Consider the following 13865-nt stretch of genomic DNA (forward strand, 5'->3'; position numbering starts at 1 on the left):
GTTTGGGTGGCAACCCAAGGTCTTGACCCTGAAGTTGAAGAGTTAATAGCGACAATGTAGCCCGCCAGCGATTATCTGCGCCGTTTAGCTGCCACCACCTCATGGGTGCGTTGCAGTGCATCGCGCGCGGCGGGTAGTCGCTGAGTGACGCCAATAAACAGACAGTCAATGATCAACAGCTGACTGGTACGGCTGGCCATGGCGGCGGCGCGAAAACCCAGTTCGCGGCCGCTGGTCAGTAAGATACAGTCGGCTTTGCGTGCAAGTGGAGAACGGGCATTCGCCGTGATCGCCAGGGTAAAAGCGCCTGCATTCTTGGCCTGTTGCAGGGCATCTACCGCTTCGCTGGTTTCGCCGGAATGGGAGATAGCCAGCGCGACGTCCATGGAGGTCAGCAGGCAGGCACTGACCAGACTTTCATCTCCGCTGCCGTAGGTCTGGCAGGCAATGCCGATCCGCCGCAACTTCTGGCAGAAATCCTGCGCAACCAGCCCCGAAGCCCCGACACCATAGACATCTATCCTCCTGGCCTGACTGAGGGCATTTATCGCCTGTTCCAGCCCGTCGCTGGCAATTAACTCTGCCGTCGCCGTCGCCCCTTCAACTTCAAATGCCAGCAGCTTTTGCAGGATCTGCTGCGGGCTGTCCTGATCGGTGATGTCGGCCACCAGCGGTGAGGATGACTTTGTCTCGTCGCGGGAAAGTTCTGCGGCCAGTGCCAGGCGCAGTGCGGGATAGCCGTCAAACCCCAGACGACGGCTGGCACGCACCACGGTGGCGGTGCTGGTTGCTGCCTGTTTCGCCAACGCGGTGACACTGATGTGGACGATGCGCTGTGGATCTGCGGCGATTAGGTTGATCACCCGCTGTTCAGCCTGTGAAAAGCTGCCCTGTAGCGCCCGCAAACGGGCTTCCAGCCCCAGACCGCCTGAAAAAACATTCATATTATTTTTCCAGATCGCGCAGGTGGTCATCTTTGCGCAGCGTCATTAGCGCCAGCAGACTGACAATGCAGGTTCCCACCACGTAATAGGCCGGAATATCCAGATTGCCGGTCTCTTTGATCAAACCGGTAATGATGAGTCCTGCACAGCCGGAAAAGATCGCATTGGAGAGCGAATAGGACAAACCAAGACCGGTATAGCGCACGCGGGTTGGGAACATTTCCGCCAGCATCGCCGGGCCGGGACCGGCAATCATGCCGATGGCCGCACCGGCGATCAGTACCGCGATCCCTTTCGTCATCAGGCTGCTCCCTGTGTCCTGCAACAGATGCAGCAGTGGGAAGCTGAGAATAATCACAGCCAGCACCGCTATGATCATTACCTTCTTACGGCCAATTTTATCGCTAAGGATCCCGGCAGGCAGGATAGCCAGTGCAAAACCAATATTTGCCAGCACCGTGGCAACCAGCGCCTGCAGGAAGGTGGCGTGCAGCGAGGTTTGCAGATAAGAGGGCATGACGACCAGGAAGGTGTAACCGCCTGCGGACCAGCCCATCATGCGGCCGATACCCAACGCGATGGCTTTGAGTGTGGCAGTGGTTGAAGCTTTCTCATCCGCCGTATTTTTGCTGGTGACCGGCGTTTGCTGGCTTGCCTGAAAACTTGGTGTTTCATCGAGTTTTAGTCGCAGCCAGAGGGCAACCAAGCCCATCGGCAGTGCCAGCAGGAAGGGAATACGCCAGCCCCACTCTTTCATGTGTTCTGCGGGCAGGGTTTGTACTAACAGCGCCACCAGGCCAACGCCCGTCAGCAGGCCAAGCGCGACGGTGAATGACTGCCAGGCACCGTAAAGGCCGCGTTTGCCCTTCGGGGCAAACTCGGTCATTAGCGATACTGCACCGCCAAATTCACCACCGGCAAACAGTCCCTGGAGCATCCGCAGCAGCGTCAGTAACAACGGTGCGGCGACGCCAATTTGTGCGTAGGTCGGTAACAAACCAATGAGCGCGGTGGCGAAAGTCATCAGCAAGACCACCGCAATCAGGGTCGGTTTGCGGCCAATGCGATCGCCAATGCGGCCAAAGATGATGGCGCCAATCGGGCGACAGAAAAATGCCAGCGCAAATGAAGCGTAAGTGAGGAGCAAACCTGTCATGCCGCTCTGGCCTTCGAGAGTGAAGAAGTTACCGGCGATCAGGGTTGCCAGATAACCGTAAACGCCGAATTCATACCATTCGATAAAGTTACCGACCGAACCGGCCATCAGCGCTCTGCGTGATTGACTGGTGCTGACCGCTGGCGATGGGGTGTTTGGGTTGTGTGCTGTTGTATTCCCGGAACTGCTCATTAGCTACCTCAAAAGTGGTGAAGATCGTTTTTTATAAGCGTAAGTGGGTGTTGAAATAATCATGTAAACAATTTTCTAAATTTATGCTGAATTAATGTCAATTGTTTTCATGTTTTGAACAAAATAAAAGCGAAAGATGTGGAGCAGGCGACGTTTTAGAGGAGATAGGGCGGGTACAGGCAAAAAAACAGGCTGCTCCTTTTAGGGGCAGCCTGTTTTTATAAAGGGCTGGATATGCCTTTTACATCGTTCTACCCAAAATAATTCAAGTTGCAGGAAGGCGGCAATCTCATGAATCCCAGGAGCATGGATTGCAGGGGATATTTATAGGGTATGAATATCGATACCATCACCGATATTACTGTTCTGATAATAGTTACGCGGGACTTCCACCTGATACTGCTGGTCGTCGCAGGCAACTTCAAGAATGTATCGTTCATTTTCGTAAGCGTTGATCGGGATAAAACCGAAGAAACCTTCCGCCACGCTAAAAGTGCGCGATGAGGGAATGGCATAACGTTGAACAATCCTTGCTCGGAGAGGCTGCTGCTGGCCGGTTAACATGCTCCATACCCGCTTAATGGGTTGCGACAGTGTGGCAAGCACAGCTGAGGCCAGCGATTTGATAGTCATAGAGTGAATACCTCGTTGGTCTATTCCCGTCATCTTTCAAGTGTCTTCTGCGTTGGCTGTCTTCATTTACCCCCAGTCACTTACTCATGTAAGCTCCAGGGAGTTTATTCAGTGGCCAGCTTGATGCCACTCGAATTATTTAGGGGCTTATGACTTAATACTTATAATTTCCTTCGATTAATAGCCAATGTTTTTTTCACATAAGCTTAGGCATTATTGATTTACACGAGTTAAGTGCCGGAGATCACAACGCTTAATTCAGGCCGGGCTTTTTCTTTTTTTTCCGGATTTGCGCTCTGCAAGCAATAAGGGGCAAGAAGGGCACATAACGTGGTCGGCTAATTCATAGCGCAGGCAGCACTGTCGGCGAAATTGCGTGCTGTTTTCATCTTGCGGATCTTCCGGACGCATAGGCTGATACAGCGGGTTTTTGCCGCCGTAATGCAGTTCCCGGGCATTAAGCAGCGCCATGCCGTCTGAGATATCGGCATTGACCAGTTCAGCCTGCTTAATACCCCAGCCGACGCGGATCCCCGCGTTGCTCCAGTAAATTCCTGGTTTCAGGCCGGAAATGTCGGCCAGCGCCTGACATACCGGGCGCAGATGCTGTTCGATCATCTGGTCAAAGCGCGCCATCGGCTGCATAGACAGCAGTCTTTCGCCGGGGCCGTCAAGGTATATCTGATTCGGCAGCCCCTCGTCCTGCAGGGAGAGATAGACATTCTCTGCGGCGATAGGCAGTTGCCAGCCGTGACTGAGAGAGACGATCACCCAGCTCGGCAGCAGGTTGGCGAAATACCACTGAGACCACATAGAAATGCGTGCGCGGCGCTTTTCTGTCTGGGCTGCGTCATCCGCGTGCAAAGACAGATAATGATTGAGCACACGGCTGCAGCCCTCGACGGTGGTCAGCAAGGACATTGGCAGGGCGTTTGTCACCAGGGGCGTCATCGGTTTGAAACTGTCGGCAACCCAGCTTATTGGGGTGTCGCGGAAACTGCTCAGGATCGTCTGCATCATCGCTTTATGAAAAGATTCTATAAATCATGCTAATGAAAACAGGGTAACCAAAAATAAAGTGAAATAGTAATGATTTCTATTTGTATTGGCATTGGCGACGTCATTTATCCTGCAATGCGGCAGAGCAGAGTAAGTCATGCTTTGCAGACCTGTCCGGCCAGATAATCACCAAATAAGCGAAATAAATCAGTCTTTTACCAGCCCATTAAATTCCTTATTTGTAGGGTGCTACTAGTACAGACTAGAGTGATAAATCCACGGGTAAAAATCCGGTCAACCGTGTCTCAGACGGTTGTGGACGACCAAAGAAATAGCCCTGGAATAGTGAACAGCCTTCTTCTTTTAGGCGGCGGAACTGTTCGCCCGTCTCAACGCCTTCTGCCGTGATTTGAATATCCAGGCTGCGGCTCATGCCGGTGATAGCACGGATAATCGCCAGGGCTTCGCGGCTTTCATGCATGTCATTGATAAAAGACTTGTCAATCTTGATTTTGTCGAACGGAAATGAACGCAGGTAGCTTAACGACGAATAACCCGTGCCAAAGTCGTCCAGGGCAATGCGTACGCCCAGCGCCTTGATTTTTTCCAGCATCGACACGTTGCTGTGGTTATTATCGAGCAGCACCGATTCGGTGATTTCGACTTCCAGCCTGTGCGGTGCCAGCCCGGACTCCGTCAGTGCGGTTTCAATAACCGAAAGCAGTGAGCTATTTTTGAACTGTACCGGCGAGAGGTTAACCGCAATGGTCTGTTCGCCTTCCCAACTGGCGGCTTCGTGGCAAGCCTCGTGCAGGGCAAAGGCGCCGATGCTGTGAATCAGCCCAGTCTCTTCGGCAATCGGAATAAAATCCATCGGCATGATCAGACCATTAACTGGATGATTCCAGCGCATCAGTGCTTCATAACCAATGATTTTGTTATGGGCACTGTCGGTGATTGGCTGGTAATAGAGCTTCAGCTGTTGCCCGGTAATGGCGTCGCGCAAGTCCAATTCGATGCCGCGCCGTTTGCGGGCCGCTTCGTCCATTTCGACCTGGAACAACTCGTAGCGGTTGCGGCCGTTACGTTTAGCTTCGTACAGCGCCATATCCGCGCAGCGCAGCAGATGATCCGCCGAATCATCACTGTTCTCCGCGATGGCAATCCCCACGCTCAGTCCGACACTCAGCGAGTGTCCTTCAATATTAATGGGTGGATTGACGGCTTCGATTAGGCGCTGAGCAATCTGATGAGCCTTTTCCACATTCGGCAGATTGGGCAGAACGATAGCAAACTCATCGCCTCCGACGCGGGCCAGCGTATCTTCTTCACGCAACACAAAGCGTAACCGTTTGGCGATACCGCGCAGCAGTTCATCACCAATCTGGTGGCCAAGGGCATCATTCACATTTTTGAAGTTATCCAGATCCAGACAGAGGGTAGCGGTGAGCCGGTTGGATAATTGCGACAAATTCAACGCTTCATACAGGCGCTGGTTGAACAGCACACGGTTAGGCAAGCTGGTCAGGTTGTCATGATGGGCCATGTGATGAATTTGCGTATGGGCGGCGTGCTGGTCGGTGACATCATCGGCAATCATCAAAACGTAGCTGGTTTGTGCATCGCTGCCGTTTATCATCGAGGCGGTGGTTTGCAGGATGCGCTCACCCATCGGCGTGATCAGTTGTTGCTCACTTTTGTGCAGGCCCTCAGCGCGCAGGCACTCGTTGGACTGTTTATTGAGATAATCACTGATCCCTTGTTTGAGGCAATCCTGCGGACGCTTACCCATCAGTTGGTCGCGTGATATCCCCAGCAATAATTCTGCCTGACGGTTGACCAGCAAAATTTCACGCGAGACGGCGTTTTCAACGATGACCGACAAGGGAATGTTGGCGATCACCGTGTTGAGAAATTGCGACAGAACCGTCATTTGCTCATTGTTTGCTTCGGCCTGATCTTTAGCCGTCAGTAATTGCTGCTCATAGTTGCGACGTTCGGTAATGTCACGGGTTACTTTGGCAAAACCAATCAGCTTACCCGCTTCGCACAACGCTTCAATGATCACGTGCGCCCAAAACTGGCTGCCATCTTTACGTTGCCGCCAGCCTTGGTCTTCATAACGGCCTATGCTGCGGGCGGTTTCCAGACCGTGCGCAGGCGACCCTTTATTTTGGTCTTCCTGAGTGTAGAAACAGGAAAAATGTTGGCCCACAATTTCATCATGCAGGTAGCCTTTAGCGCGTTGTGCACCGGCATTCCAGTTGGCGATAATCCCCTCTGGCGTGAGCATATAAATGGCGTAATCTTCCACGCTTTGAACCAGCAATCGATACATTACATCAGAATCTTCGTTCATTTTATTTGCCTGATAGCGGACCACCACGGTTCAGAATCCTCCCAAACCAGGGTCCGGCTTTGATTTGCGTCTGTCCCGACGCATTTTGCTATGTTGTGTAGCCAGACGTGAGCATAAGAAAGTTCGAGTCGCGTCCAGGATTGGACTGTAACGTGTTTATATTTTGTCTTTCACAGAAAATCCCCTGACTTAAAGGCAATTTACTTCGCAGGGCGTATGTAACAGAAAGGAGGTATCGGCCAATTCCACAATAACTTTATGGCTATAAGATTTTTTTTCAGAGGTCTTGCTGGATGAACATAAAGCAGTGATATATTCAGGATGCACAACACCCTCTCCTCACTGTTATTTATAATAAAATGGCTTAAAAGTTGTTGAGGAAATTTACTGAGTAAAAGGAATTAATAATGAAGGTTTTGACCTCTCTGGAATCGTTTTTAGAGTCATTACACCAACGTGATGCACACCAGCCGGAGTATCTGCAGGCGGTGCGCGAAGTCTTCACCTCGCTGTGGCCCTTTTTGGAACAACATCCTCATTACCTTGAACAGAGCCTGCTGGAGCGCTTAGTCGAGCCGGAGCGCGTGATTCAGTTTCGCGTTGCGTGGACTGACGATCGCAATCAGGTGCAGGTAAACCGCGCCTGGCGGGTGCAGTTCAACTCGGCGATTGGCCCGTATAAAGGTGGAATGCGTTTTCACCCGTCAGTCAATCTATCCATTTTGAAATTTCTCGGCTTTGAACAGACCTTAAAAAATGCCCTGACCACGTTGCCAATGGGCGGCGGGAAAGGCGGGTCTGATTTCAATCCGAAGGGTAAAAGCCAGTACGAAGTGATGCGTTTTTGTCAGTCGCTGATGACCGAGCTGTACCGGCATCTTGGGCCCGATACCGATGTACCGGCAGGGGACATCGGCGTAGGTGGCCGCGAAGTGGCCTTTATGTCAGGCATGATGAAAAAATTGTCTAATAACACCGCTTGTGTGTTTACCGGCAAAGGGTTGTCGTTTGGCGGCAGCCTGATACGCCCAGAGGCAACGGGGTACGGTCTGGTCTATTTCACTGACGCCATGCTGCAACGTCACGGTCTGGGATTTGAAGGGAGCCGGGTTTCTGTTTCTGGTGCAGGCAATGTAGCGCAATACGCCATTGAGAAAGCGATGCAGCTTGGTGCTCGCGTGGTTACCGCGTCAGATTCAGGCGGTACGGTGGTGGACGAAGCCGGTTTCACGCCAGAAAAACTGGCGCACCTGGCTGAAATCAAAAATAACCGTTACGGCAGCATCGAAGAGTACGCCAGTGAACGTGGCCTGGTCTATTTAGCCGGCCAGCAACCGTGGAGCGTGCCGGTAGATATCGCACTGCCGTGCGCCACGCAGAACGAATTGGATATTGATGCCGCCCGTCAGCTTATCGCCAATGGCGTGAAAGCGGTGGCAGAGGGCGCCAATATGCCGACGACCATCCAGGCGACCGACGCATTCCTCGATGCAGGTGTGCTGTTCGCACCGGGTAAAGCCGCCAATGCAGGGGGGGTGGCGACCTCCGGTTTGGAAATGGCGCAGAATGCCGCACGCCTGAGCTGGAAGTCCGAGGAAGTCGACATGCGTTTACAACACATCATGCTGGATATTCACCAGTCCTGTGTGTCGCACGGTGGAGAAGGTAAGCAGACCCACTATGTGCACGGCGCGAATATTGCCGGTTTTGTCAACGTGGCAGATGCCATGCTGGCGCAGGGCGTTTTATAACCGGTGTTAAACTAGCCAGCAGGAAATGAGACGACAGTAATGGGTTTACTGTCGTCTTTTGTATTTGGTCGTTTTGAAAACCACTAAAATAACGCGCAATACCTGTTAGTCGTCGAGAACCACGCGACCATGTAAGTCTTGCAACGGACGGTTATTAGCATGATGCATGGCAGAAGTGAACCAGGTGAGCTGCTCAGCTGATAACGTCAGAGGTTGTTTCACCACCATCCAGCGAACGCCTTCAGTGCATGGTGGTGTAGTCAGAGACCCATTGTAACGATAATGAGTGAGACTCTCTGGTAATAATCTCTTGATATCTACTTTCTGCTTCAGAACCACTGTCTCGCCAATATCCTTCGGAAGTTGTTGTGATATTTGTGTCAGCGCGGGGTTGGCTTTGCCGATTTTAAACATCACCGCAATGACAGCAATTTCGCCGTCAGCATCCATATTGACAAAGTGTGCTTCCAGCGGGAAGGATTTACCGTTGATGGTATTTTCACTTGGAGAATGAAAATGGAATTGCTGCAGCGTAAACTTATCGCCGTCTAGCAGGACAACGTCGCCTTCCTGCACGTTGGCCTGAATGCTGTGGCCATTATTGATGAGGCTTACCGGAGGCATCTGGTAATTAACATGCAGAGGTCGTGCATGGACCTTCATCGAATTATGGATATTGATCGGGGACTGATTTTTACCCTTTTCACACAGCATGTAATCTGGATTAAGTTTTGACCAATATTGAGGAGCAACTTCCCCTTCATATGACCAGTGTGCGGGTTCATTTGCCAATGCGTGGCTGGTAAACACCATCATACCGATGGCTAATAGTGCTGATTTCATGAAATTTCCTTTTCATCTTTACACAATAAACATAGCGACGTTAAGTCATTACTTGTTTAGTCTTTTATAATCATTTTTGGCTTGCTGTAATTCTTCTTCGGCCGCTTTCAACTTGAATTTCTTTTCTTCAACTTTGTGGCGTTTTTGGTTAATCTTCGAACTCCGCCCGTCAGACTTTGCTTCATCAAGCTCATTTTCAGCTGATTGAAGATCAAGTTCCGCATTTCTGAGCCTCTGCTCTTTCTGTGAAACCTCGTATTTCGCTCTGTTTTTTTGCTGAGAATCATTACAATACGTATTGACATCGGACAGGGCAGTTTTTAACCCTCTTTCTGCGTACACATTTCCGCTTGCTTCTGCTACCTCGATTTTTTGTTTTATATCCGCTTTGCGTTCTGCGCAGCTGTTGGTTGCTGCATAACTGCTGAAAACGAATCCGGAAAGAACGGCCGATAGAAAAGCCTTTTTCATAAATCCTCATATATCCTTATAAAGAGTGTGCATTCTATAGTTCTAAATCTGTTTCTGCCTAGCGGGATTATTCTGTATTTTTGTTAAAAATGGGACAGTTCACCGCGAATGTGCGCATAACTATTTTATTAATATAAATAATTTAAGACGACAAAGTCTCATCATGCATGCACTTTCCCCACTGTCATACTCGAAGATTAAACCCATTAGCCGACCACTATTGAGCTTCAACTGGCGCGAAAAATGGACCGTTGTTGACTGAATCTCTGATCAGCAATTCTGATATGAACACATTATCGTTGGACAAATATCCACCATCGAGCATCGAAATAATCTGATTAATCACTTCGCTGACCATATCGCTGACCGGATCTTTCACACTGGATAGCGCGGGAATAAGAAACGGTGCGGTTGGAATATTATCAAAACCGATCACTGACACTTTTTCAGGTACGCTAATTCCGGCTTCACTTAATTTCTTCATTGCACCAATCGCCATTTCATCGTTGCTTGCCAGCACGGCGCTAAAAGATATGTCTGCCTCCAGCAGCACGCTGATGGCCGCTGCACCGCTGGCCGGTGACCATTTACCCTGTACGATCAGCGCTTCCTGAACCGGTAAATCGCACGCTGCCAGTGCCTCTTTGTAACCGGAAAGACGTTCAATGGCCGTCGGGGAGTCCATGGAGCCGGTAATAAAGACAATATCCCGGTGACCGCGTTCAATTAACGCTTTAGTGGCATTGAAACTAGAACCCTGGTGGTCGCAATAAATACAATGGCTCTGATGCTTTCTCAGTTTACGGTTCACCACCATGACGGGCTTTTTATATTTATCGATAATAGTGTCCATTTTATCGATGGATAAAAAACGCGGATAAATAATGATGCCGTCACAGCCTAAGTCATGCAGAAACTCAATGGCTTCTTGTTCTTCTGCAGCGCTGTTTTTCCCATCCACCAGAATCAGCTTACGCCCGTTGGCATCCAGTTTTTTAGCCGCCTGAGAGATCAGTTCACTGAAGTAATTACCGTTATATAGCGTGTTAGTTACCACCAGCCCGATACACATGGATTTACTGGTAGCCAGATTGCGTGCCAGTAAATTCGGGCGATATCCCGTTTCTTCGATGGCCTTAAAAACCTGATCCTTGGTTTCCTGGCTGACATAGCCTTTCCCTGAAAGCACGCGTGAAACCGTGGCTTTTGAGACGCCTGCTCTGGAGGCCACTTCCTGCATTGTCGACATCCGGCATACCTGAAAGAGAAAAATGATTCGCCATTCTACACATTCCGCCAGTTTTTCGATGATTTCGACATCGAATGCCTCCGCATAGGGATCGTCATCACAAAAATGAAGCGGCGTGATCATTATTTGTTGAAGTCAGAAAGAGAACTGCACATTCTTGTATGTAACCGGTTACCTATTATTTCAGAAGCAAACTAAAAACAACCGAAGAACAGGTCATCGGCAATAAAATAACTCATAACCCTATGAACTTTAGAGAGTTACCCCTCATGCCTAAGAATTTCGCAGCAATTTCGCAGTCAATCGTCGACGCCATCGGCGGCGCAGGCAACGTAGTGGCAGTTACGCACTGCATGACGCGTCTACGTTTCGTTCTCAACGATGAATCTCTGGTTGATGGCGATAAACTCAGGGCCATCACCGGCGTCATGGGTGTGGTGCGCAATGACACACAGTGTCAGGTGATCATTGGTAATAACGTGTCACAGGCCTACTCCGAAGTCCTGAAGCTGCTGCCGGAAGGGCTGTCTGGCGCAAGCACAGCACCGGCTAAAAGTAAAATTACGTTAAGACGCATTGGCGCAGGCATTCTCGACGCGTTGATCGGCACAATGTCACCGCTGATACCGGCGATCATCGGCGGCTCGATGGTGAAACTGCTGGCGATGATCCTCGACATGAGCGGCGTATTTGAGAAGGGCGCGTCTACTTTGGTGATCCTCAATACTATCGGCGACGGTGCGTTCTTCTTCCTTCCTGTGATGGTAGCAGCGTCCGCTGCGGTGAAGTTCAAAACCAATATGTCGCTGGCCATTGCTATCGCCGGGGTGCTCGTCCATCCGGCGTTTATCGAACTGATGGCGAAAGCGGCGCAGGGGCAGAAAGTCGAATTCATTGGTATTTCCATTACGGCCGTGAAATATACTTACACCGTGATTCCGGCGCTGTGCATGACCTGGTTGCTGTCTTACATCGAAAAATGGGTTGACCGCATTACGCCGGTGGTCACTAAAAACTTCCTCAAACCGATGCTGATCATGCTGATTGCTGCACCGATCGCCATCATGCTGATTGGCCCACTGGGGATCTGGATCGGCACCGGCATTTCCGCCGTGGTGTATACCGTCCACAGCTATCTCGGCTGGCTATCCGTTGCCATAATGGGCGCAGCTTGGCCGCTGCTGGTGATGACCGGCATGCACCGCGTGTTTACGCCGACCATCATTCAGACCATCGCTGAGACCGGCAAAGAAGCCATGGTGATGCCGTCTGAGATTGGCGCCAATCTGTCCCTTGGAGGCTCATCACTGGCGGTGGCCTGGCGTACTAAGAACCCTGAACTGCGCCAGACAGCACTGGCTGCCGCGGCTTCGGCGATTATCGCCGGCATTTCAGAACCGGCGCTGTACGGCGTCGCGTTGCGCTTAAAACGCCCACTGATTGCCTGCTTAATCAGCGGATTTATCTGCGGCGGCGTTGCCGGTTTAGGCGGACTCGCCAGCCACTCTATGGCCTCTCCGGGACTGTTCACCAGCGTCCAGTTCTTCGATCCGTCTAATCCGATGAGTATCGTTTGGGTGTTCGGCGTGATGATCCTGGCGATTGTCATTTCGTTTGTGACCACCTTGCTGCTCGGCTTTGAAGATATTCCGGTCGAGATACCGCAGGAAAAAAACCACGAGGCCACTGACGCTGAGACTTCGCCCCGTTTGCCGTATGGCAAAGCGCTGTAAAAAACATTAAAGAACGTAAAAAAGAGGACTTTTACATGGCAGCATCATCATTTCCCGACGGTTTCTTATGGGGTGGCGCGATTGCCGCCAACCAGGCCGAAGGTGCCAGTTTTGACGGAGGAAAGGGCCTGACGACGGTTGATATGATCCCGCACGGCGCGCACCGGTTGGCGATTAAAATCGGTCAGGAAAAACGTTTTACGCTCAAAGACGATGAGTTTTATCCGAGCCATCAGGCGATTGATTTTTATCATCGTTATAAAGAAGACATCGCGCTGATGGCAGAAATGGGTTTCACCGTCTTTAGGATGTCAATTGCCTGGAGCCGCCTTTATCCCAACGGCGACGAGTTGACGCCGAACGCGGAAGGTATTGCGTTTTACCGCGCTGTGTTTGCCGAATGCCAAAAGTACGGCATCGAACCGCTGGTGACGCTGTGCCACTTCGACGTCCCGATGCATTTGGTGGTTGAATACGGTTCATGGCGCAACCGCAAAATGGTCGATTTTTTCGCCCGCTATGCGCGCACCTGTTTTGAAGCCTTTGACGGGCTGGTGAAATACTGGCTGACCTTCAACGAGATCAACATCCTGCTGCACAGCCCATTCTCCGGTGCGGGTCTGGTGTTCGAAGCGGGTGAGGATCAGGAGCAGGTCAAATATCAGGCGGCGCACCATGAGCTGCTCGCCAGCGCGCTGGCGACGAAAATAGCCCACCAGGTCAACCCAGAGAATCAGGTCGGCTGTATGCTGGCAGGTGGTAATTTCTACCCACGCACCTGCAAACCGGAAGACGTTTGGGCGGCGCTGCAAAAAGACCGTGAGAATCTGTTTTTTATCGACGTGCAGGCGCGTGGTGCTTATCCGTCCTACACCCAACGCGTATTTGCCGAAAAAGGCATTACCATTGCCAAAGAACCGGGCGATGACGAGATCCTCAAAAACACCGTTGATTTTGTCTCCTTCAGTTATTACGCTTCACGCTGCGCCTCGGCTGACATGAACGACAACAACAGCAGCGCGGCTAATATCGTCAAATCGCTGAAGAATCCGTACATCGAAGCCAGTGAATGGGGCTGGGGCATCGACCCGTTGGGCCTGCGTATCACCATGAATATGATGTACGACCGCTACCAAAAACCGCTATTCCTGGTCGAAAACGGCCTCGGTGCGAAAGACGAAATCAACCCGCAGGGCGACATTGTCGACGATTACCGCATCAGCTACCTGCGTGAGCACATCAGGGCGATGGGCGAAGCCATCACCGACGGTATCCCGGTGATCGGCTACACGTCGTGGGGCTGCATCGATCTGGTGTCCGCCTCCACCGGCGAAATGAGCAAACGCTACGGCTTCGTCTACGTCGATCGCGATGACCACGGCCACGGCACGCTGGAAAGAAAGAGAAAGAAATCGTTTTATTGGTATAAGAAAGTGATTGCCAGTAATGGGGCGGATTTAGAGTAGATTTACAAGAAGCGTTAGAGAAATAAAAAGTGAGGCCAGCAGAGATGCTGGCCTTTTTTGATTCAGAAT

The 13865-nt window shown here is 51.1% G+C and carries 11 protein-coding genes; 3 read left to right on the plus strand and 8 right to left on the minus strand.

Annotation, left to right across the window (positions count from 1 at the left end; genetic code table 11):
* Positions 1-71: 71 nt before the first annotated feature.
* The 5 genes from ACMV8I_RS04330 to ACMV8I_RS04350 all read right to left on the minus strand — a co-directional run bounded on the left by ACMV8I_RS04330 (position 72) and on the right by ACMV8I_RS04350 (position 6283).
* A complete protein-coding gene (locus tag ACMV8I_RS04330; protein ID WP_498863960.1) occupies positions 72-944 on the minus strand; it encodes a MurR/RpiR family transcriptional regulator in 873 nt (290 codons plus the stop codon).
* Between the two features lies 1 nt (position 945).
* Entirely contained in the window at positions 946-2208 is a 1263-nt protein-coding gene (locus ACMV8I_RS04335) for an MFS transporter (protein WP_498864715.1), read from the minus strand.
* A gap of 408 nt (positions 2209-2616) precedes the next feature.
* Entirely contained in the window at positions 2617-2925 is a 309-nt protein-coding gene (locus tag ACMV8I_RS04340; protein WP_498863961.1) for a hypothetical protein, read from the minus strand.
* Positions 2926-3183: 258 nt separating this feature from the next.
* Complete coding sequence (fhuF, locus tag ACMV8I_RS04345; RefSeq protein ID WP_498863962.1) at positions 3184-3945, minus strand: siderophore-iron reductase FhuF; 762 nt, start codon at positions 3943-3945, stop codon at positions 3184-3186.
* 241 nt (positions 3946-4186) lie between these two features.
* On the minus strand, positions 4187-6283 hold the full coding sequence (locus ACMV8I_RS04350) for a sensor domain-containing protein (protein ID WP_498863963.1): 2097 nt from the start codon (positions 6281-6283) through the stop codon (positions 4187-4189).
* 407 nt (positions 6284-6690) lie between these two features.
* Here ACMV8I_RS04350 and gdhA point away from each other — a divergent pair, with 407 nt between their 5' ends.
* On the plus strand, positions 6691-8034 hold the full coding sequence (gdhA, locus tag ACMV8I_RS04355) for an NADP-specific glutamate dehydrogenase (RefSeq protein ID WP_498863964.1): 1344 nt from the start codon (positions 6691-6693) through the stop codon (positions 8032-8034).
* A gap of 105 nt (positions 8035-8139) precedes the next feature.
* On the opposite strand, the gene ACMV8I_RS04360 is transcribed toward gdhA, so the two are convergent.
* The 3 genes from ACMV8I_RS04360 to ACMV8I_RS04370 form a co-directional block, all read right to left on the minus strand.
* Positions 8140-8877: a carbonic anhydrase gene (locus tag ACMV8I_RS04360; RefSeq protein ID WP_498863965.1), complete on the minus strand. Its 738-nt coding sequence runs from the start codon at positions 8875-8877 to the stop codon at positions 8140-8142.
* A 48-nt stretch (positions 8878-8925) separates the two neighbouring features.
* Positions 8926-9348 carry a DUF1090 family protein gene (locus tag ACMV8I_RS04365; RefSeq protein ID WP_498863966.1) on the minus strand — a complete coding sequence of 141 codons (423 nt, stop codon included), beginning with the start codon at positions 9346-9348 and terminating at the stop codon, positions 8926-8928.
* Between the two features lie 217 nt (positions 9349-9565).
* Positions 9566-10597, minus strand: a complete 1032-nt coding sequence (locus tag ACMV8I_RS04370) for a LacI family DNA-binding transcriptional regulator (protein ID WP_498863967.1) — start codon at positions 10595-10597, stop codon at positions 9566-9568.
* Between the two features lie 269 nt (positions 10598-10866).
* Here ACMV8I_RS04370 and ascF point away from each other — a divergent pair, with 269 nt between their 5' ends.
* Positions 10867-12330 (plus strand): PTS cellobiose/arbutin/salicin transporter subunit IIBC, encoded by a 1464-nt coding sequence (gene ascF, locus ACMV8I_RS04375; RefSeq protein ID WP_498863968.1) that lies wholly within the window; start codon positions 10867-10869, stop codon positions 12328-12330.
* A gap of 35 nt (positions 12331-12365) precedes the next feature.
* Positions 12366-13796 carry a 6-phospho-beta-glucosidase gene (locus ACMV8I_RS04380; RefSeq protein ID WP_498863969.1) on the plus strand — a complete coding sequence of 477 codons (1431 nt, stop codon included), beginning with the start codon at positions 12366-12368 and terminating at the stop codon, positions 13794-13796.
* Positions 13797-13865 lie beyond the last annotated feature (69 nt).

Source organism: Ewingella sp. S1.OA.A_B6 (assembly GCF_049889095.1).
Classification (GTDB): Bacteria; Pseudomonadota; Gammaproteobacteria; order Enterobacterales; family Enterobacteriaceae; genus Ewingella.